Here is an 18,929-nt window from a genome sequence, read left to right as displayed (position 1 = left end):
CATGACGCCGCTGCACCGCCACCAGATCGCCTGGCTGTCACGCGAGGGTTGGCAGCATGTGCTGGACCGCCACTGGGACGCCGAGGCCCGCGACTGCCTGCGGCACTGGGCCGCGCAAAGCCTGCCCGTCGTCGTCACGCGCCAGCCCGAGGATGGCGGCCACGTTGCGCTCGGCCTTTGCGCACCGCAACGCTGGCACCGCCGCCGTATCGCGCTGCAAGTGGCGCTGGCCGACGTGCTGTATTTCGACGAGTTCCCGCGCCTGGAGCAGCTCATCAACCAGCTGCCTCTCACGGCCCGTGTGCCCGCACGCCGGCTGGCCGCGGCGCTGCAGGCCAGCGGCACGACGGCGCGTGTGTACGGCAGCCAGGGCTGGCGCCACCTGACGGGGTTGAACCATCTGCGCGAGGGCTCGGACCTCGATCTCTGGGTAGGTGTGACCGACGCCGAGCAGGCCGATGCCGTGGCGGCGGCGCTGAACGACTTCGCCGCGCCGACGCGGCTGGACGGCGAGCTGGTGTTTGCCGGCGACGCCGCGGTGGCCTGGCGTGAATGGCAGGCCTGGCGCGAGGGCCGCGTGCGCGCCCTGCTCGTGAAGCGCCTCCACGGCGCCTCGACGGTCACCTCGTTCGAATTGTTCGATGGCGTCGAGGTAGTGGCATGAGGCCGCACCTCGCCCCCGCCTCGCCGGCGCTGACCGCACAGGAGATCGGCCGCGCGGCCACGCTGGCGCTGCACGACGAACTCGCGCTGTCGCCCAAGCCCGGCCTGGTCACGCTGACCGACCGCGGCAGCCATGCCGACATGGACGCCCACACCTTCATGCGCAGCCTGTTCGCGCTGCGCAGCTACTTCGTCCGCATCGCCGAGCTGGGCGCAGCCGGCGCGCCCTTCGAGGCGCTGGAGCGCTGCGGTATCGCCGCCGAGGCGCGCATGCTGGCGGCCACGGGCGGCATCAACACCCACCGTGGCGCGATCTTCATGCTGGGGCTGCTGTGCGCGGCGGCCGGTGCCCTGGGTCAGCGCGCCACGCCCGCCGAGCTGCGGCAGACCTTGTTGGCGCGCTGGGGCGAGGCCCTGAGCGCGCGTGCGCAACGGCCGTCCAACCTGCCGGGCGGCATGGCTGCACGCCGCTTCAACCTGCGCAGCGCGTCGGCCGAGGCCGCACTCGGTTTCCCGACGCTGTTCGAGACCGCCGATCCGGCCCTGCGCAACGCCCGCGCGCGCGGCCTGGCGACGACGCCAGCCCACGTCGACACGCTGTTCGCCATCATGGCCGTGCTGGACGACAGCAACCTCGCCCACCGAGGTGGCCTCGAAGGGCTGCACTTTGCGCAGACGGCCGCGCGCAACTTCCTTGCCGCCGGTGGCGCGGCCGCTCCCAAAGGCCTCGACGCTGCCACCGCCCTCGGCGCCGAATTCGTTCGCCGCCGCCTGTCGCCCGGCGGCTCGGCTGACACGCTGGCCGCCGCCTGCTGGTTGAGCCGGGTCACGTGAGCCTGGCCCTGCTCTTCCCCGGCCAGGGCGCGCAGCACCCGCAGATGCTGCCCTGGCTGGACACCGAGCCCGAGGCCGCGCCGACGCTGGCCGCCATGGCCCGCCACCTTGGCGCCGACTGGCGTGAGCGCCTGGGCGACGCCGACTGGCTGCACACCAATCGCGTCGCCCAGCCGCTGCTGACCGGTATCGGCATCGCCACCTGGCAGGTGCTGGCCGCGCGGCTGCCGGCGCCTGCCGTCGTGGCCGGCTACAGCGTGGGCGAGCTGGCGGCGTTTTCGACGGCCGGCTTGTTCGATACCGGCACCGCCCTCGATCTGGCGGCCGCACGCGCACAAGCCATGAGCGACAGCGCGGCCGGCCGGCACGGCGGGCTGCTGGCCGTGCAGGGGCCGCATGCGCTGGCCTTGGCGGAAGCGGTGCCTGGGCTGTCACTCGCGATCCGCATCGGCGAGGAGCGCGCCATCGTCGGCGGGCCAGTGGCCGCATTGGAAGCGGCCGCCGCGACCTGGAGCCAGGCCGGCCTGCGCTGCACGCGGCTGCCCATCGGCATCGCTTCACACACGCCGCTGATGGCAGCGGCGGCGGCGGCCTTCGAGCAGCGCCTGGCCGCCGTGGCGCTGCGGCCCGCGCGGGCAGCGGTCGTCTGCAACTTCACCGGTGCCGCCAGCCGCAGCCCGGCCGTGCTGGGCGCGGCGCTGGCTCGCCAGATCGCCAGCACCGTGCGCTGGGACGAGAGCATGGACGCCATCGCCGAACGCGGCGTGCGCTGCGTGCTGGAGGTTGGGCCCGGCACCACGCTGGCGGCGATGTGGCGCGAGCGCCATCCCGAAATCCCGGTGCGGTCGGCCGACGAGTTCCGTGCGGCTGAAGGGCTGGTGCGCTGGATCAGCCAGCAGCTGGCGTAGGCAGCAAGACCTCGAAGCAGGAGCCGACGCCCGGCTCGCTTTGCAGCCTGATGACGCCGCCATGCGCCTGCACGAAGTGGCGGCTGATGAACAGGCCGAGCCCCATGCCGGGCGACGTACTGGCTGCGGCGCCGCGTTCGAACTGCTCGAAGATCCTGTCCTGGTCTTCGCGCGAGATGCCGACGCCGTGGTCCCGCACGGCCAGCCGGGCCATGCCGTCCGCTGTGCGGTTGACCTCTACCTCGACGGCGCCGCCGTCCCCGTAGCGCAGCGCGTTGTTGAGCAGGTTGACCAGCACCTGGCCGATGCGGCTGTCGTCCCACTCGCCGACGATGCCCGGCTGGGCGCTGACCTGCAGCGGCACCTGGCCGAAATGCACGCCGAAGTCCGCCACGATGTGGCTGGCCAGCTCGCCCAGGTCGGTGCTGCACGGGCGTATCGACAGCTTGCCGTGCTGGATGCGGGAGACGTCGAGCATGTCGTCGATGAGGCGGGTCATGGTGCGCAGCTGGCGGGCGTCGCGCGCCACCATGGCGCGCAGGCGCTCGGCGTTGAAGTAGCCGAGGTCGCCGCGCTCCAGCCGGTCGCGGCGCACGCTCTGGTCCAGCGTCATGACGCCCAGCGGCGTGCGCAGCTCGTGCGACACCATGGACATGAACTCGTCGCGCATGCGCAGCGCGCGCTGCAGATCGTCCTGGGTCTGCTGCAGCTCTGCCAGCAACTGTTCCTGCTGGGCGCGAGCGGCTTCGACCGCGACGAGCTGGCGGCGCAGCTCGCGGCTCTTGCGGTAGAGCTCGGTGAAGACACGCACCTTGCTCTTCACCGCCAGGGCGTCCAGCGGCTTGTAGAGGAAGTCCACCGCGCCGTTCTCGTAGCCCCGGAAGGTGTAGGCCGGCTCGTGGTCGGCCGCGCTGACGAAGACGATGGGCAGGTGCATGGTGCGCGAGCTGCCACGGATCAGCTCGGCCAGCTCGAAGCCCGTCATCTCGGGCATCTGAACGTCCACCAAGGCCAGCGCGAAGTCGTGCTCCAGCAGCAGCGACAGCGCGGCGTCGCCTGAGACGGCGGCGTGCACCTCCAGGCCGCCTTCGCGCAGCAACGCCTCCAGCGCCAGCAGGTTCTCGGGCAGGTCGTCGACGATCAGCAGCTTGACGATGTCGGCGGGCGGAAAGGCGCTCACGCAGCACCCCCAGGCTTGGCAAAACTGAGCAACATCTTTTGAATGTCTTTCAAGGTCAGGACGTGGTCGGGCTGGCGGCGTGCGATGGCCGCCTCCGGCATGGTTGCCACGTCGGCGTCCGCGGGTTGCTGGACGATGGTCAGGCCGCCACGCTCCTTGATGGCGGCCATGCCCGCGGCGCCGTCCATGTTGGCACCCGTCAGCAGCACGCCGGCAAGGGCCGGGCCGTAGGCGTCGGCCGCCGAGATCATCAGCACGTCGATGGAGGGGCGGGCGAAGCCCACGGGCGGCTCGCTGCTGAAGGAGAAGCTGCGGTCCAGCTCGATGAGCAGGTGGTAGTCGGGGCTGGCCAGGTAGACGGTGCCGCCAGCGATGGGTTCCTTGTCGCGCGCCTCGCGCACCGGCATGGCCAGGCTACCGTCCAGCACGCTGGAGAGCCGGCTCTCGCGGCGCGGCAACAGGTGCAGCACGGCCACGATAGGCAGGGGATAGTCCGCGGGCAGCGGCGCCAGCAGCTTCATCAGTGCGGTGACGCCGCCGGCAGATGCGCCCACGACGATGAGTTCCGCCCGCGGCGGGGCGGGTTTGGCGGGGGGCGCACGGCGGGAAGGCATGTTCAGCGCTTGCGGAACAGCCGCTCGCGCGCCGCGACGGGTTCGAAGACCTTGCCATGGGCGGAAAAGTCCAGGCTCTCCTTGCTACCCAGGCCCAGGAAGCCGCGATGGCACAGCGACTCCGAGAACAGGCCGATGGCCCGGTCCTGCAGCTTGCGGTTGAAGTAGATCAGCACGTTGCGGCAGCAGATCAGGTGCATCTCCGAGAACACGTGGTCGGTGGCCAGGCTGTGGTCGGCGAAAGTGACGTGGCGGCTCAGCTCGCGGTCGAAGCGCGCGGCGTCGTAGGCGGCGGTGTAGTAGTCGGAGAACCCCCGCGTGCCGCCCGCGGCCTGGTAGTTGCGCGTGTACTGCTGCAGCTCGGCCACCGGAAAGATGCCCTGACGCGCCCGCTCCAGCGCGGCGGGGTTGATGTCGGTCGCGTAGATGATGCTGCGCTCCAGCAGGCCTTCCTCCTTGAGCATGATGGCCAGCGAGTAGACCTCCTCGCCACTGGCACAGCCAGCCACCCAGATCTTCAGCGACGGGTAGGTGTGCAGCACCGGCACGACGTGGCGGCGCAGCGCGAGGAAGAACTCGGGCTCGCGGAACATCTCCGTGAACGGGATGGTCAGCATCTCCAGCAACTGCGCGAAGACGCGCTCGTCGCGCAGCACCAGGCCCTGCAGGGCCGACACCGACTCGCACTGCAGCTGCTGCATCGCGTACTGCACGCGCCGCTTCTGCGACGCCCCCGAGTACTCCCGGAAGTCGTGGCTGTAGCGGTTGTAGATGGCCTCCATCAGGAGGCGCAGTTCCAGGTCGAACAGGGCTTGCGGCATGTCCGTCCTCAAGTCTTTGCGGGACGAGCGCCGGGCCGCTCCCAAGCCGGCCCGTTCAGGCGATGTGCTTGCGGCTCAATGCCGCAAGCATCGCCGTCCCCTCGGGGGACCGGCCAGATGCGCCCGCGTTCAGCGCGGCGCAGATGGACGAGGGGCTTATTCACCCTACAGGCAGCCACACGCGCAGCAGCGAAATGAGGCGGTCCGCGTCGATCGGCTTGGCCAGGTAGTCGTTGGCGCCCGCGCGGCGGCACTGCTCCTGGTCGTCGCGCATCGCCTTGGCGGTGATGGCGATGACGGGCAGCTTCTGCCAGCGCGGGTCGGCGCGGATGCGCCGCGTGGCCTCCAGGCCATCCATCACCGGCATCATCACGTCCATCAGCACGATGTCGACGTCGCCGTGGGCGGCCAGCTTGTCCAGCGCCTCGACGCCGTTGCGGGCCGGCTCCACTGTCAGCCCGCGCTGCTCCAGCACGCTGGTCAGCGCAAAGATGTTGCGGGCGTCGTCGTCCACCAGCAGCACCTTGCGGCCCTCGAACACGCGCTCGCGGTTGCGCGCCGTGCGCAGCATGTCCTGGCGCTCGCCGGACATGCGCGACTCGATCTTGTGCAGGAACAGCGTCACCTCGTCCAGCAGCCGCTCGGGCGAGCGCGCGCCCTTGATGATGATGGAGCGCGAGTAGCGGTTGAGCTCCGCCTCCTCCTCGCGGCTGAGGTGGCGGCCGGTGTAGACGATGACGGGAGGCGGCGTCTTCTCGCTGCTGCGCGCGGCCATGCGCGCCAGCAGCTCGTTGCCGTCCATGTCGGGCAGCTTGAGGTCGATGATCATGCAGTCGAAGTGCTGCTGGTCCAGCAGCGCCAGCGCCTGCTCGCCGTGGGCCACGGCCACCACCTCGATGTCGTCATCGCCGATGAGGTGGGCGATGCTCTCGCGCTGGCGCTGGTCGTCCTCCACCAGCAGCAGCCGGCGGATCTCGTCGGCGCCGTGGTGCTCCAGCTTGCGGAAGATGTCCACCAGCTCCTCGCGCGTCGTCGGCTTGATGGCCGTGCCAACGGCGCCCATCGGCAAGGCCACTTCGCGGAAGTCCTCGCCCGCAATGATGTGCACGGGGATGTGGCGGGTGCGCGGGTCTTCCTTGAGCCGCTGCAGCACCGCCAGCCCCGAGCCATCGGGCAGGCGCACATCCAGCAGGATGGCCTGCGGCAGATGGGCCGTGGCCAGCTCCAGCGCCTCGCGCGCCTCGTGCGCCACGATGCAGCGGTACTGCATCTCGTGGGCCAGCTCGTAGAGGATGGCGGCAAAGTTCGCGTCGTCTTCCACAACCAGCGCCAGGCGGCGGGGCGGTGCATCAGGCGTCAATTCCTGGCGGTCGTCGTCAAAGGCCGGCACCGCTGCAGGCTGGGGCGCGCGCGCGCTGGCCGGCGGCAGCCAGGATGCGGGCGGCGGCAGCGGCTCCGGCCGTGGCTCGGACGCCTGCAGTTCGGCAGGCAGCAGTAGCGTGAACTGGCTGCCCTGCCCTTCCACGCTGCTCAGGCGCAGCTCGCCACCCAGCAGGCCGGCCAGCTGGCGCGAGATGGACAGGCCCAGGCCTGTGCCGCCGTAGCGGCGGTTGAGCGCGCCATCGCCCTGGTGGAAGGCCTCGAAGACGCGCTGCTGCTGGGCCGCCGGGATGCCGATGCCGGTGTCTGCCGCGACGAAGGCGATGCGATCGCCGCGGGGCTCGATCTCCAGCGTCACCGAGCCCTTCTCGGTGAACTTGATCGCGTTGGACAGCAGGTTGCGCAGCACCTGCTCGATGCGCTGGCTGTCCGTCACGATGGATGCGGGCAGGCCAGCCGCCAGCTTCACCTCGAAGCGCAGCTGCTTCTGCTGGGCCTGCGGCTGGAACAGACGGCGCATGCTGTCGGCCAGCGCGCGCAGTTCGAGCGGGCGCGGCGCGATGTCGAGCTTGCCGGCCTCGACCTTGGACAGGTCCAGGATGTCGTTGATCAGCGTCAGCAGATCCTGCCCGGCCGAGTGGATGGTGCCGGCGAACTTGAGCTGTTCCTCGGTCAGGTTGCCGGGCTTGTTCTCGGCCAGCAGCTTGGACAGGATCAGCGCGCTGTTCAACGGCGTGCGCAGCTCGTGCGACATGTTGGCGAGGAACTCGGACTTGTAGCGGCTGGCCCGCTGCAACTCGGCCGCCCGCTCCTTGAGGTCCACCTGCGCCTGGTCCAGAGCCGAGTTGCGCGCCGTCAGTGCCTCAGCCTGTTCGGCGAGCTGCACGTTGGTCTGCTCCAGCTCCGCGCGCTGCTCCTCCAGGTTCAGCTGCGACTCGCTCAGCACGCGCGACTGTTCGCTGAGTTCCTCGTTGGCGGTGCGCAGCTCCTCCTGCTGCACCTGCAGTTCCTCGTTGAGCTGGCGGGTTTCCTCGACCGACGCCTGCAGCCGCTGGCGCGCGTGCGCCGCCTCCACCTGGGCGCCCAGCATCTCTTGCAGCATCGCCAGCAGGGCCAGCGAGCGCGCATCGGGCGGGCTGGCGAAGCCCAGCTCCAGCATGGCGTTGACACGGCCTTCGTGCAGGGCGGGAATGAGCATGATCTCCTGCGGGTGGGTCTCGCCCAGGCTGGTGCTCAGCTTCAGGAAGTCGTCGGCCAGGCCGGGCAGGCGCATCGGCTTGGCGTCGCGCCAGGCCTGCGCCAGCAGGCCGCTCTCGACATCACGCTGCGCGGCGTCTTCCAGCGCGAGCCCATGTGCCGCGATGCATTGCAGCCGGCCGTCCTCGCCGCGCCCGAAGGCCGCCGATACGACGGCACCAACGCGTTCCGCCAGGAATTTCAGCGTGAGGCTGCCGATGCTCGTCAACGCACGCTCGCCCACCAACTGGTCGCTCAGCTCGATCTGCGCCTCGCGCAGCCAGGCACGCTCCAGGCTGTCATTGGCCGTCTGTTCCAGCTTGCCCAGCGCGTCGCCGTACTCCTTGGACAGCGCCGTGATGTCGCGCCGGCCGGCCCAGGCGATCAGCCCGCTGACGATGAGCAGCAGCGCGATGTAGCCACCGACGGAGATCCAGGTGCCGACCTGGGCGTCCTCGTTGCGGTCGCGCAGCAGGCGCAGTTCGGTCTCGCCGAAAGCGCGCAGCTCGCGGCGCATCTCGTCCACCAGCTGCTTGCCGGTCTGCCTGCGGATGGCTTGCTCGACCGCCTCGCCGCGGCGGCGCATGCCGATCACCTCTTCAGCGAACAGGTTCCAGCGTTGCGCCAGCGCCGTCACGCGGCGCAGCCGGTCCACCTGGGCCGGGTTGTCCGCCACCATTTGCTCCGCGGCCTGCAGCTCGGCCATGAACTTGGCCTGCCCGAGGGAGTACGGCGCGAGGAAGCTGTCGTCGCCGCTGAGCAGGAAGCCGCGCATGCCGCTCTCCTGGTCGGCGCTGAGTGTCGACAGCTCATGCCCCTTGGCGACGACGCGATGCGTGTGGTCCACCCAATTCAGCAAGCCCAGCAGATGCCACAGCAGCCCGACGAAGACGACGATGCTGCCCAGGCCCATGGCCAGCGGAACCACGAGGTTGCGGGTGAGGATGCGACGGAATTGGGTCGAGTCCTCGGACCGGGTGTCAGTCATCGAGCGTCCTTGCAGGGGTGCCGCGGCAGTGCGCGCGCGAGACGGGCCGGGAGGCGCACGGACAAGTGCCGCGGCTCAAACAGGCAGTCGGAAATATTTGCCGTCAAATCAGCCGCGCGGCGGGAAAAATGACCTCAGGCGCTCCAGCGACAGGGGCTTGCTGAGCACGTGGTCGATGCCGCAGGCCATGGCCATGTCGTGCGCCTTCTGGCCGCTGCGGCCGGTCACCGCAATCAGCACGAGGTCGGGCCCGTAGCGCTCGCGCAGCCGCCGGGACAGCTCGCAGCCGTCCAGGTCGGGCAGGCCGAGGTCCACCAGGGCGCAAATGGGCTGGTACTCCTCCACGGCCTTCATGGCTTCCTGCGCGGTCGTCGCAAAGCGCACGCTGTAGCCATCGAACTGCAGTACCTCGCTCAGGCTCTCGCACGCGTCCCGGTCGTCGTCGACCAGCACGATGCGGATGTCTTCTTTTGTTTTCATGGCAGTGCTTGGCGGCGAGAGGGTTTGCGTTTCATTTGAAACGTTTTGACAGGCCTTCAAAGCAAGCGAGATGCCAGGTCAGCGAGTGGCTCGGATCGTGTCGGCCTGGGCGTGGATGCGAGCGCGCTCGGCTTCGTCCACCCGCGCAAGGCCACGCACCTGCAGCGCCAGGCGCGGGTGGTCGGCAAAGCGAGCCTCATGGCGCAGCAGGAAGTCCCAGTACAGCGTCGTGAACGGGCAGGCGCGCTCGCCGACGCGTTCGTCCGGCTTGTAGCGGCAGCGGCCGCACAGCGGGCTCTGGCGCGCGATGTATTTGCCGCTGGCGATGTAGGGCTTGCTGGCCATCAGGCCACCGTCGGCGTACTGGCTCATGCCCAGCGTGTTGGGCAGCTCCACCCACTCCACCGCGTCCACGTAAACGCTCAGGTACCAGGCATGCACCTGGGTCGGCTCCACGCCGTAGAGCAGCGCGAACAGGCCGGTCACCATCAGGCGCTGGATGTGATGGGCGTAGCCATGGTCCAGCGTCTGCGTGATGGCGTCGCGCAGGCAAGCCATGTCGGTGTCGCCCGTCCAGTACCAGGCCGGCAGGTCGTGGTGGGCATCGAGCGCATTGCTCTCGGCGTAGGCCGGCATGCGCGTCCAGTAGATGCCGCGCACGTACTCGCGCCAGCCGAGGATCTGGCGGATGAAGCCCTCGCCGCTGGCGATGGGCACCGTGCCCGCGCGCACCGCGGCCTCGGCGGCCGAGACCACCTCCTGTGGCGTCAGCAGCTTGAGGTTGAGCGCGGCCGACAGCTGGGCGTGATACAGCCAGGGCTCGCCCGGCCAGATCGCATCCTGGTAGGGGCCGAAGAGCGGCAGCCGCTCCGTGATGAAGGCGTCCAGCGCCTGAAGCGCCTGCGCGCGGGTCAGCGGCCAGGCGAAGCTGTCGAGGCGCCCCGGGTGGCCGGCGAAGCGCTCGCGCACCAGCGCGATCACCTCGCGCGTGAGGGCATCGGGCTCGAAGCGCGGCGGCTGCGGCAGATCGAAGCCCGGGCCTTGCGGGCCGAAGGCCTCACGGTTCTCGGCGTCGTAGTTCCACTCGCCGCCCAGGGGCGTGCGGCCGTCCATCAGCACACCAAAACGCTGGCGCAGCTCGCGGTAGAAGTACTCCATCCGCAAGCCCTTGCGCCCCCGGGCGTGGGCGGCGAAGTCCTCAGGTGTCGTGTAGAAGTGGCGGTCCTCGCGCAGCTCCAGCGGCACCCCGGCGTCGGCGGCAGCGGCCTGCAGCGCCTGCAACACGCGCCAATCACCCGGTCGCGTCAGCAGGATGCGCGTGGGCCGCAGCGCGGCGAGGTCCACGTGCAACTGCGCGGCCAGGCTTTCACGCGTAGCCGGGTCATCGAGGCGGCGATAGTGAAGCGGCCGGCCCGCACCGCGCAGGGCCTCGGCGAAATGGCGCATGGCCGCGATGAAGACGGCGATGCGCGGCTGGCTGCTCCAGACATGGGTGGACTCTTCGGCCACCTCAGCCATCCAGACGGCGTCGCGCACCGGGTCGAAGCCGTCGAAGGCGGTGGCCTCCAGGTCCAGCTGGTCGCCCAGCACCAGCACGAGGTCTCGCAGCGGCTCAGCCACGGGCGGCCGCCGAAGGCGGTTTGTCGCGCCGGCAGCGTTCACTGCAGTACTTCACGTCATCCCAGGTCCTGGCCCAGGCCTTGCGCCAAGCCATCGGCCGGCCGCAGACCTGGCAGGGCTTGCTGGGCAGGTAGGACTTGTTGCCCTTGCTCGCGTTGGTCTGGTGGGTCACTCGGAGAGTCTCGGCGGATGCTGATCCCGGCTGCGGATTCTCAGGTGCGCGCGACGCAGCCAAGCAAAAAGCCCCAGCGGATCACTGATCTGCTGGGGCTCTTGACTGGTGGGCGGTGCAGGGTTCGAACCTGCGACCCCTGCCGTGTGAAGGATGGGGTTTTGGATTTCCTGGGACGTCAATAGACAGACTTTCTCCTATGAAAATGATGTCGAGCCGTCTCAAGTCGTCCCGCGATTTTTGGCCTACTCGTGGCATTTTTGGCCTACCTTTGGCCTACTTTTGGCCTACCCTTGAAGCATCTCTTTTGACCCCAGGGGAAGGCTGTGGCGGCCAAGCTCGATACCGTCGTCGCGCGCGAAAAATTGAAGCCACGGCGGGAGCCGTACTGGCAACGGCTGGACTCGGGATGCATGCTTGGCTTCCGCAAGATGGCTGCCGACTCAATCGGATCGTGGGTCGCCCGCTACCGCATTGCCGAAACGGGTGCACGCCCAAAGCTCGCGCTTGGTGAGTTCACGGACCGACCGCCCTCGGAACGCTTCAGCGCAGCGAAAGAAGCAGCCGATGTCTGGTTCAGTCATCTCGGGCGCGGTGGCAGTGTTGAAGTCGTGACCGTCAAGGCGGCATGCACAACCTACGTCGCGCACATCTGCGCCACCAAGGGAGACGAGCGCGCGGACGACATTGAGGCTCGGTTTCGTCGTTGGGTCGACGGTGAGCGCATTGCGTCTGTCTCCCTTCCCAAGCTGACCAGGGCCCATGTCGAAGCCTGGCGCAAGAAATTGGCCGCCACGCCAGTCATCGTCAATCCTCATGCCGCTCCCGAAAAGCAAGTGGAGCGAGCGAGGTCTGCGTCAAGTGTCAATCGCGACATGTCGGCTCTGCGGGCTGCGCTGAACTACGCGCACGATCTCGGTCACGTCAGTACTGACATGGCTTGGCGCGTCGCTCTTCGACCCATCAAGAACGCAGGGGCGCCGCGGGAGCTGTACCTTGATCGTTCGCAACGCCGATCTTTGATCGAGGCCGCTCCAAGAGATCTGGCCGAACTGCTTCGTGCTCTCTCTGAGATTCCGCTTCGCCCGGGCGCGCTGGCTGCGCTTAGCGTCGGTCAGTACGAGGTCCGGCTCGGCGTCTTGACGATTGGCAAAGACAAGGCGGGCCGGGATCGAAAGATCAAGCTGCCGACTCAAACGGCGGACTTTCTAAAAGCACTTGCCAAGGACAAGCTGCCCGCTGCCAAGCTACTGGTTCGTTCCGACGGTAAACCGTGGACGAAAGACGACTGGAAGAAGCCCATAAAGATCGCAGCAGCAGCAGCCGAGCTTCCGGCGAACACCGTTGCCTACGCACTTCGGCACAGCGCCATCACGGATCTAGTGATTGGTGGCCTGGATTTGCTGACCGTCGCACAGCTCTCGGGGACGAGCGTTGCAATGATTGAAAGGCACTACGGGCATCTGAGAGCGGATCACGCCGCGGCGGCGCTTGCGGCGCTTGCACTTTGATGGCCGCGGCCATCCATAGGATTCGCATGGGGTGCAAGGGGTAGCGAGTTCGAATCCCGCCGTCCCGACCATTTTTATTGAAGTAGATCAACGGCTTAGCATCTTCGGCAGCTAGGCCGTTTGTCCTTCTGGCGGCACATTTCGGTTCCAGGGATATACCAAGGGATATACCGGCGCCAACCTAGCGTGGCTTCACGCGGCGATTCAGAGCCGACTGGCTCGTAACAGCCCGCAGCGTCTTATGCCGCCTCGTCAATGACACCGCCCTTTGCGCTGCGCTTGCCCCTCAGCATCACCTGGTCGGCTTTCTGAACAAGTTCAAAGGCGCTGGGCGTGTCCTTCAGTGTGGAGAGGGCGACCCCGACAGTCGTGCCAACCGACACCAGACAGGCAGAGGCGAGTTGCACGGGTTGTTCGACAGCGACAACCAGCCGTTCGAAGACGGCCCGCCAGTCTTCGTCCTCCAGGGACGTCAGCAACACGACGAACTCATCACCGCCTAACCTGGCCACGGTGTCAGACGGCCGCAAGCCGCTCACCAGCCTCTGCGCGACCATTTGGAGCAGTTGGTCACCTGCCTCGTGCCCGTGCAAATCGTTGACGGCCTTGAATCCGTCAAGATCAAAGTAGCCGACCGCAATCTGACGCTGCTCCCGAACTGCAATGACCTTGTGCGAGCGCTTCATGTAGCCGAACCACGCCTTCACGCCCGGGACGATGGTGTAGACCGCTCCTGCGCCCCACACCGTGCGCGTCTCGGCGCCGTTGAAGCTGTCCATCTTCTCGATGTAGGCCGTTGCATCCAGAGACCCGGCCGCATATCCACCGCCGACGCTCCACGCCTTGCCGTTGCCTTCACTCGCCGTCACGCTGGCCATCACATTGACCGGGCCTTGCACCAGCGAATACTTCACCATGTTGTCCTGGCGCGAGACGTGGTGGCCGCTGAAGAAGGACAGGTAGTCGCCGTTGGGGTTGGTCAGCGGCTGGAAGCGCGTCGACAGGGTGTGCGCCAGCGTGTATTGGCGGCCGAGCTGGACGGTGCCGAATTCGGACGACATGCCGACCCATGCTTCACGGCCCCATGCGCGGCCGCTGGCAGCCAGGCTCTGGCCGTAGTTGGCGGAAGTTGATGACGTAGTGCAGCGGCGCCGTTGCGCCAGAACGCATCTCATCGGCCCAGGTCGAGACTGACACCATCGTGGCGCCTGGCTCCAGGCCCAACAGCCGGTCGACCTCTACTCTCGCGGTAGCGGTCAGTTGGGCCTCGGCCAGCTCGGCGATAAGACGATGGCCGTCAGCACCCCATGCGAACGCTTGGAAGGAACTGAGGATGTCTCCCGGCAGCGCGGTGCAGGGCACGCCCGGTGACAAACAGGTGCCTCCAGAGCTCTTGCCCGTCCTGGCTCAGAATCCCAGCCAGGGCACCCTTCAGTCCAAAGCCGCCCTCGATGGCGAGGCCCGTACGACAAGCTACAGGGCGCTCGATGCGTGGCCGTTTATCGTGTTCGCGGGCGTGAGCAACGAGCGATTCCTGAAGCCCTGGCGGAGCCAGGTGTGGACGGTGGCTTCGCTCGCTGCGCTGGTCTGGCTGATCTGTGTATTCGGCAGCTGGTCGGTCTTGCGTGCAGACGCGAAGACGGAAAAAGCACTGCACGAATTGGCTGGACAGAGCCAAAGGATTCGCGCGCTGCTGCGCATCGCGGCCGATGGCATCCACATCATTGATCGCCGCGGCCGTCTCGTCGAGATGAGCGACTCCTTCGTGGACATGCTCAAGTCCACCCGCGACAACCTGATCGGTCGCCATGTTTCCAGCTGGGATGCCAGGCAAGGCGAAGCTGCCATCGATGCATGGTTGGCGAACGTCAAGGTGGGCGACCGGCAGCGAGTCGATGTGCAGCACCGCCGCGATGACGGGACGGTCATCGATGTCGAGCTGAACATGAGCATTACCGATGTTGACGGCGAAACGCTGGTCTTCGCCTCAGGGCGCGACGTCTCTGAGATCAGGCGCCTGGTCCGCGAGCAATCGGCGATGCTCGACACGGACCTTGTCGGCATCGTCAAGATCGCTGGTCGGGCCATCACCTGGCACAACCGGGCTGTCGAAAGAATATTTGGCTATGGGCCAAACGAACTGGATGGCGCTCCAATGAGGGTGCTTTATCTGGATGACGAGTCGTACCAGGCACTCGGTCGCGAGCTTTATCCCGCCCTGGCGCAGCACGCTCAGTACCGGGCCCAAGTTCGGATGCGTCGGAAGAATGGAGATCCTGTGTGGATTGATTTCGGTGCGGCGCGGCTGTCGGCAACCGAAATCTTTGTCATGGCTGTCGACATCACCGTCATGAAGGAGGCCCATGACCAGCTGTCCCACGCCGCCTTTCACGATCCGCTGACCCAGTTACCGAATCGCGTCTTGTTCTACGACCGCATCGAGCAGGCTTTGGCCAACTTTTGCGAGCGCTCGGGTCGATGACCAGCTCGCTCACAGACATGATCGGGACGATCCACGACATTGCCGAGTCGGTGGGCGGAGCGTCTTCAGAAATCGCCGCAGGCAACCTCGACTTGTCTCAGCGCACCGAGCGTGCGGCAGCAAGCGTCCAGGAGACAGCATCTTCGATGGAGCAGTTGCGCGAGGCCGTCGAGCAAAACGGTCAATCTGCAACCGAAGCCAATCGCCTCGCCGCTTCAGCGTCGGAACTGGCTTCCAACAGCGGCAACACCGTCGTTGGCCTCGTCCAGTGCATCGACGAGATCAGCACCGCGTCCACGCGAATCCAGGCGATCATTTCCGTCATCGACAGCATCGCCTTCCAAACCAACATCCTGGCACTCAATGCTGCCGTAGAGGCCGCTCGGGCCGGCGAGCAGGGGCGCGGATTTGCCGTGGTTGCCGCCGAGGTGCGGAGCCTGGCACAACGAAGTGCCGAAGCGGCACGCGAGATCAAGGGCTTGATTCAGGCCTCCAGCGAGAAAGTCGAGCAGGGTCGTGCCCAAGCTCGAGCGGCTGGTGACGAGATGTCCGAGATGGTAGTTGCCGTGCGCTCGGTCAGCGACCTCATGCGGGGCATCGCCGAGGCTGGCCACGCCCAGGCGGTGGGAATCCGCCAGGCCAACAGCGCGATCGCAGCACTTGATCAGGCGACTCAGCAGAACGCCGCCCTGGTGGAAGAGTCGGCAGCTGCGGCTGGCAGTTTGAAGAGTCAGGCGGAACGGCTGACGTCCGCGGTCGCCGCTTTCAGCGTGTCCCAGTAGGCCGAGTCGCGCGGCAGGCCATCGAAGCCCGCCGGCTCAACCTACAGGTGAACCTCGACGAGGCCGCTGTGGTGCTCCGCACCATCCGACGGGCGTGACACCGGAGCCTTTCCCTTCTCGTCTGTCTTGATCGCCCTGACAACGTCCAGATGCTGTCGCAATGAATGCGACGCTTCCATGCGTTCCCCGGCTTCGAGCAAGTCCAGCAACGCCAGGTGCTCCTCGCACTGCCTGCGCATGCGGTCACGATCCTGGGTCGAGCCAGTCTGCGAGTGGTACTCGATCACGCGACGCAGCTGATTGACATTGCGCAGCGCGTCCAGCAGGAAGCGGTTGTTCGAGCAGGCGACGATAGCCTCGTGGAATTCCGCGCCGGCCTTGAACCGCTCGGCAGTCGGTGCTGTTCCGGGATGGCATCCGCGGTCGGGAAATGGCGAGATAGATCTGAGGTCATGAGGGCATCCGTTACTGAGGCAGCTGCTGTGCCGCGGCCGCGATGGCGATGAAGTCGTCCGCAATGAGCGATGCGCCGCCGACCAACGCGCCGTCCACATCTGGCATGGCAAAGAGGCCAGTCGCGGTGCTTGGTTTGACACTGCCGCCGTAGAGGATGCGGGTGGCGAGGGCGGCTTGCTGGCTGGTCTCGGCGATACGTCGTCTGATCGCTCCGTGCACCTCTTGCGCTTGCTCTGCCGTAGCGGTGCGGCCGGTGCCGATTGCCCACACTGGCTCATAAGCAAGGACGCAGGTGCCAGGGGTAGCCGCCGCCAGCAACGGAACCACATGGTCGAGCTGCCGCAGGACCACCGATTCGGTCTCGCCGGCGTCCCGTTCCTCTAGCGTTTCCCCGACGCAGATGATCGGGGTCAGGCCGTGCCGGTGTGCCGCGCCTGCCTGACCTGCGACTTGCTCGTCGGTCTCATGCCGCAAGCTGCGGCGCTCCGAATGCCCCACGATGACTACGCGGCACCCGACGTCATGCAGCATGGCTGCCGACACGTCGCCAGTGAACGCCCCCTTGTCGTGTTCGCTGGTCGTCTGGGCGCCGATTGCAATCGAGGATGCCTGTACCAGGCTGACCGCAAGTTCAAGGTACGGGGAGGGAACGCAGACGGCGACATCGGTGGCGATAGCCCGTGTGCCAGTGTTCAGCTGAGTCAGGAGCTCGATGGTCAGAGCCCGTGATCCGTTCATCTTCCAGTTTCCGACCACCAGTTTTGGTCGCATGCTCATTCGGCCTGGATGTTGGCTTGCTTGATGACGCGCGACCATTGCGCGACCTCGGTCTTCAGGAACTCATTGAACTGGTCGCGCGGGCCGACCGCAGACTCCGCGCCGAGCTCGGTGAAGCGGGCCTGCACGTCGGGAGTCGCCATGGCCTTCAAGACCTCCCGATGAAGCTTGTCCAGGATGGCCGGAGGCGTCTTGCCTGGTGCTGCGAGGCCCACCCAATGGACCATCTGGAACGTCGGCAAACCAGCTTCAGCGAACGTAGGCACGTCAGGCAGCTTGGGGGCGCGTTTCGTGCCCGTCACGGCGATCGCACGGAGCTTCCCGGAAGTCAGGAACGGTCCAGCGGTGGTGATGCTGTCGAGCAAGATGTCGATCTCGCCGCCCATGAGTCCAGTCAACGAAGGACCGCCGCCCTTGTACGGCACGTGATTCATGTCGATGCCGGTTGTCATTTCGAGCAGGCCTGTCGCCAGGTGGGGTGTGCTTGCGACACCTCCGCTGCCGAACGTGAGCTTGCCTGGTGCGGCCTTGGCGCTGGCGATAAGCCCCTTGAGCGTCTTGTGCGGCGAGCTGGGGTTGGTCATCAGCACGAGCGGTGACTCGGCCACCTTGGTGATGCCGGTGATGTCCTTCAGCGTGTCGTAGGTCAACTTCTTGCCATAGAGCGCCGGCGCGGTGACGAAGGGCGCGCTGTTGAAGAGCAGCGTGTATCCATCCGCGGGTGACTTGGCTACCGCAGCTGTGCCAATGGTCCCGCCCGCCCCAGGCCGGTTCTCAACGATGAACTGCTGGCCAAGGTTGGCGCTCAGCTTGGCTGCCAGGATGCGAGCGTTGCCGCCGCCAGCTTGAGGTGACCGCGCACCTCGCCAACCAGACCCTCGAGCATGTCGCGGTACTCCATCGCCCGCTTCACGTTGCCCTCGCGCAGCAACGACGTGAGCTGGTGGATATTGCGACTAAGTGTCGACACCTCAGCGCACGAGCTATTGAGAGCCGCAATAGTCTCCGGGCGACTACCGCCGGCCTTCAGCACCGGCACATCGTCGGCCAGGCCAACTAGGTAGGCGCCGCGTGACAGACCAGCCGCCTTTGCGCCGGCGTCGAACCGAGCCGCCTCGATCGCGGAGACACGGATCCAGAACTTGACGCCACGATCTCGTTCGGCCGCTCCAAGGGTGGCCGCCGACTCGGTCTCGGCAGCCACCCCTCCCAGTTCAAGTTCGCGCTCCACAGCGCCGCGAACGATGACAGACACACTGACGTTCTTGGACCTCGCCAGAGCCACCAACGAGGCCTTCAGGCCGCGCATCTCGACGGTGACGAAGTCATGCGTTGGGGTGTTCATAAGCCGATCGAAGGAGGCCAGCGAAGCGCTTGTGAATTCGGCGGCGGGCCGCCTATCTCTGCACTCACCAATGAACCAAGTATTGGCTCTGTAGAAGCGTACAGAGCCGCTGGATTCGGCCCCGAATCCAGCAACTGCGCCACCCTTCCTCTGGTCCAACATAGATGCAGGTGGGCCGCTAGCGGGCCGAAGTGATCCAGGAGTGGGTCAGGACCGGGCCGCGAGCGGGCCAAGTGAATCACCAGTGGGCCAAGACTGGGCCGGAACTGGATCAAAACTGGGCCAGCAATGGCCCCGTGAATCACGAATAGTCGCCATGAAGTCTTTGCTTTCCGCAGAGCCAGGACGCGCCACGCGCAAGGCCCGCGGGTACGGCGCCGACATTCTTCGCCTGCGCTCCCAAGGGTGCACGTTCGAAGCAATCCGTGCCGCCCTGGCTGAGGTTGGCGTCAGAGTCAGCAAGAGCACTGTTCAGCGCGAAGCTGCCCGTACCGAGAGCCCGGTCATCACGGCCGTCTCAGTACCCAAGGCGGTGGACATGCTCACGCTGGCCAGCGCATCTCACGATCTCGAGGCGCCGGCCAAAGTTGCCGCGGCTCAAGCGAAAGCCAGTGGCAAGGACATCGCGGACGCCTTCTTTGCTCGAAACCATTTCAACCCACTGCTGCCAAAGGACTGAT

The 18,929-nt window shown here is 66.9% G+C and carries 19 protein-coding genes and 1 pseudogene; 7 read left to right on the top strand and 13 right to left on the bottom strand.

Annotation, left to right across the window (positions count from 1 at the left end):
- Position 1 precedes the first annotated feature (1 nt).
- The 3 genes from mdcG to AC07V5_RS23065 are packed head-to-tail and all read left to right on the top strand — an operon-like array spanning position 2 to position 2,405.
- Positions 2-664, top strand: coding sequence for a malonate decarboxylase holo-[acyl-carrier-protein] synthase (gene mdcG, locus AC07V5_RS23075; protein ID WP_495118065.1), 663 nt, complete (start codon positions 2-4; stop codon positions 662-664).
- A complete protein-coding gene (gene mdcB, locus AC07V5_RS23070; RefSeq protein ID WP_495118064.1) occupies positions 661-1,497 on the top strand; it encodes a triphosphoribosyl-dephospho-CoA synthase MdcB in 837 nt (278 codons plus the stop codon). The genes mdcG and mdcB overlap by 4 nt, the downstream gene beginning before the upstream one ends.
- A complete protein-coding gene (locus AC07V5_RS23065; RefSeq protein ID WP_495118063.1) occupies positions 1,494-2,405 on the top strand; it encodes an ACP S-malonyltransferase in 912 nt (303 codons plus the stop codon). The genes mdcB and AC07V5_RS23065 overlap by 4 nt, the downstream gene beginning before the upstream one ends.
- Here AC07V5_RS23065 and AC07V5_RS23060 read toward each other — a convergent pair.
- The 7 genes from AC07V5_RS23060 to AC07V5_RS23030 all read right to left on the bottom strand — a co-directional run bounded on the left by AC07V5_RS23060 (position 2,386) and on the right by AC07V5_RS23030 (position 10,896).
- Positions 2,386-3,585 (bottom strand): hybrid sensor histidine kinase/response regulator, encoded by a 1,200-nt coding sequence (locus AC07V5_RS23060; RefSeq protein WP_495118062.1) that lies wholly within the window; start codon positions 3,583-3,585, stop codon positions 2,386-2,388. The genes AC07V5_RS23065 and AC07V5_RS23060 overlap by 20 nt on opposite strands.
- Complete coding sequence (locus tag AC07V5_RS23055; RefSeq protein WP_495118061.1) at positions 3,582-4,199, bottom strand: chemotaxis protein CheB; 618 nt, start codon at positions 4,197-4,199, stop codon at positions 3,582-3,584. Before AC07V5_RS23055 ends, AC07V5_RS23060 begins: the two co-directional genes overlap by 4 nt.
- Before the next feature lie 2 nt (positions 4,200-4,201).
- Positions 4,202-5,020, bottom strand: coding sequence for a CheR family methyltransferase (locus AC07V5_RS23050; RefSeq protein ID WP_495118060.1), 819 nt, complete (start codon positions 5,018-5,020; stop codon positions 4,202-4,204).
- Between the two features lie 160 nt (positions 5,021-5,180).
- Positions 5,181-8,624 (bottom strand): response regulator, encoded by a 3,444-nt coding sequence (locus AC07V5_RS23045; protein WP_495118059.1) that lies wholly within the window; start codon positions 8,622-8,624, stop codon positions 5,181-5,183.
- 108 nt (positions 8,625-8,732) lie between these two features.
- Positions 8,733-9,104, bottom strand: coding sequence for a response regulator (locus AC07V5_RS23040; protein WP_495118058.1), 372 nt, complete (start codon positions 9,102-9,104; stop codon positions 8,733-8,735).
- Positions 9,105-9,182: 78 nt separating this feature from the next.
- Positions 9,183-10,724 (bottom strand): cryptochrome/photolyase family protein, encoded by a 1,542-nt coding sequence (locus AC07V5_RS23035; protein ID WP_495118057.1) that lies wholly within the window; start codon positions 10,722-10,724, stop codon positions 9,183-9,185.
- On the bottom strand, positions 10,717-10,896 hold the full coding sequence (locus AC07V5_RS23030) for a DUF2256 domain-containing protein (RefSeq protein ID WP_495118056.1): 180 nt from the start codon (positions 10,894-10,896) through the stop codon (positions 10,717-10,719). Before AC07V5_RS23030 ends, AC07V5_RS23035 begins: the two co-directional genes overlap by 8 nt.
- A gap of 326 nt (positions 10,897-11,222) precedes the next feature.
- On the opposite strand from AC07V5_RS23030, the gene AC07V5_RS23025 reads away from it, so the two are divergent.
- A complete protein-coding gene (locus AC07V5_RS23025) occupies positions 11,223-12,407 on the top strand; it encodes a tyrosine-type recombinase/integrase (protein ID WP_495118055.1) in 1,185 nt (394 codons plus the stop codon).
- Between the two features lie 239 nt (positions 12,408-12,646).
- On the opposite strand, the gene AC07V5_RS23020 is transcribed toward AC07V5_RS23025, so the two are convergent.
- Both AC07V5_RS23020 and AC07V5_RS23015 read right to left on the bottom strand, forming a co-directional pair.
- The gene (locus AC07V5_RS23020) at positions 12,647-13,582 is read right to left on the bottom strand and encodes a porin (protein WP_495118054.1); all 936 of its coding nucleotides are present in this window, start codon (positions 13,580-13,582) and stop codon (positions 12,647-12,649) included.
- Positions 13,482-13,769 carry a S1/P1 nuclease gene (locus tag AC07V5_RS23015; protein ID WP_495118053.1) on the bottom strand — a complete coding sequence of 96 codons (288 nt, stop codon included), beginning with the start codon at positions 13,767-13,769 and terminating at the stop codon, positions 13,482-13,484. The genes AC07V5_RS23020 and AC07V5_RS23015 overlap by 101 nt, the downstream gene beginning before the upstream one ends.
- Here AC07V5_RS23015 and AC07V5_RS23010 point away from each other — a divergent pair.
- The gene (locus AC07V5_RS23010) at positions 13,741-14,889 is read left to right on the top strand and encodes a PAS domain S-box protein (protein WP_495118052.1); all 1,149 of its coding nucleotides are present in this window, start codon (positions 13,741-13,743) and stop codon (positions 14,887-14,889) included. The genes AC07V5_RS23015 and AC07V5_RS23010 overlap by 29 nt on opposite strands.
- A gap of 230 nt (positions 14,890-15,119) precedes the next feature.
- Positions 15,120-15,671: pseudogene (locus AC07V5_RS23005) on the top strand (methyl-accepting chemotaxis protein); the annotation flags it as partial.
- 41 nt (positions 15,672-15,712) lie between these two features.
- Here the strand turns inward: AC07V5_RS23005 and AC07V5_RS23000 are convergent.
- Genes AC07V5_RS23000 through AC07V5_RS22985 form a run of 4 tightly spaced genes read right to left on the bottom strand, consistent with a single transcriptional unit; the run spans position 15,713 to position 18,249 of the window.
- Positions 15,713-16,225 carry an FCD domain-containing protein gene (locus AC07V5_RS23000; RefSeq protein ID WP_495118051.1) on the bottom strand — a complete coding sequence of 171 codons (513 nt, stop codon included), beginning with the start codon at positions 16,223-16,225 and terminating at the stop codon, positions 15,713-15,715.
- The gene (gene tpiA, locus AC07V5_RS22995) at positions 16,137-16,904 is read right to left on the bottom strand and encodes a triose-phosphate isomerase (RefSeq protein ID WP_495118050.1); all 768 of its coding nucleotides are present in this window, start codon (positions 16,902-16,904) and stop codon (positions 16,137-16,139) included. Before tpiA ends, AC07V5_RS23000 begins: the two co-directional genes overlap by 89 nt.
- A complete protein-coding gene (locus AC07V5_RS22990) occupies positions 16,901-17,686 on the bottom strand; it encodes a tripartite tricarboxylate transporter substrate binding protein (protein WP_495118785.1) in 786 nt (261 codons plus the stop codon). Before AC07V5_RS22990 ends, tpiA begins: the two co-directional genes overlap by 4 nt.
- 23 nt (positions 17,687-17,709) lie before the next feature.
- Positions 17,710-18,249, bottom strand: a complete 540-nt coding sequence (locus AC07V5_RS22985; protein WP_495118049.1) for a hypothetical protein — start codon at positions 18,247-18,249, stop codon at positions 17,710-17,712.
- Between the two features lie 316 nt (positions 18,250-18,565).
- Here AC07V5_RS22985 and AC07V5_RS22980 point away from each other — a divergent pair, with 316 nt between their 5' ends.
- Positions 18,566-18,928 (top strand): hypothetical protein, encoded by a 363-nt coding sequence (locus AC07V5_RS22980; protein ID WP_495118048.1) that lies wholly within the window; start codon positions 18,566-18,568, stop codon positions 18,926-18,928.
- Position 18,929: the final 1 nt, after the last annotated feature.

The organism is Roseateles sp. GW821-FHT02E12 (assembly GCF_059421665.1).
Note: the sequence above shows the minus strand (reverse complement) of the source record. Positions and strands in the feature narration are given on the sequence as shown.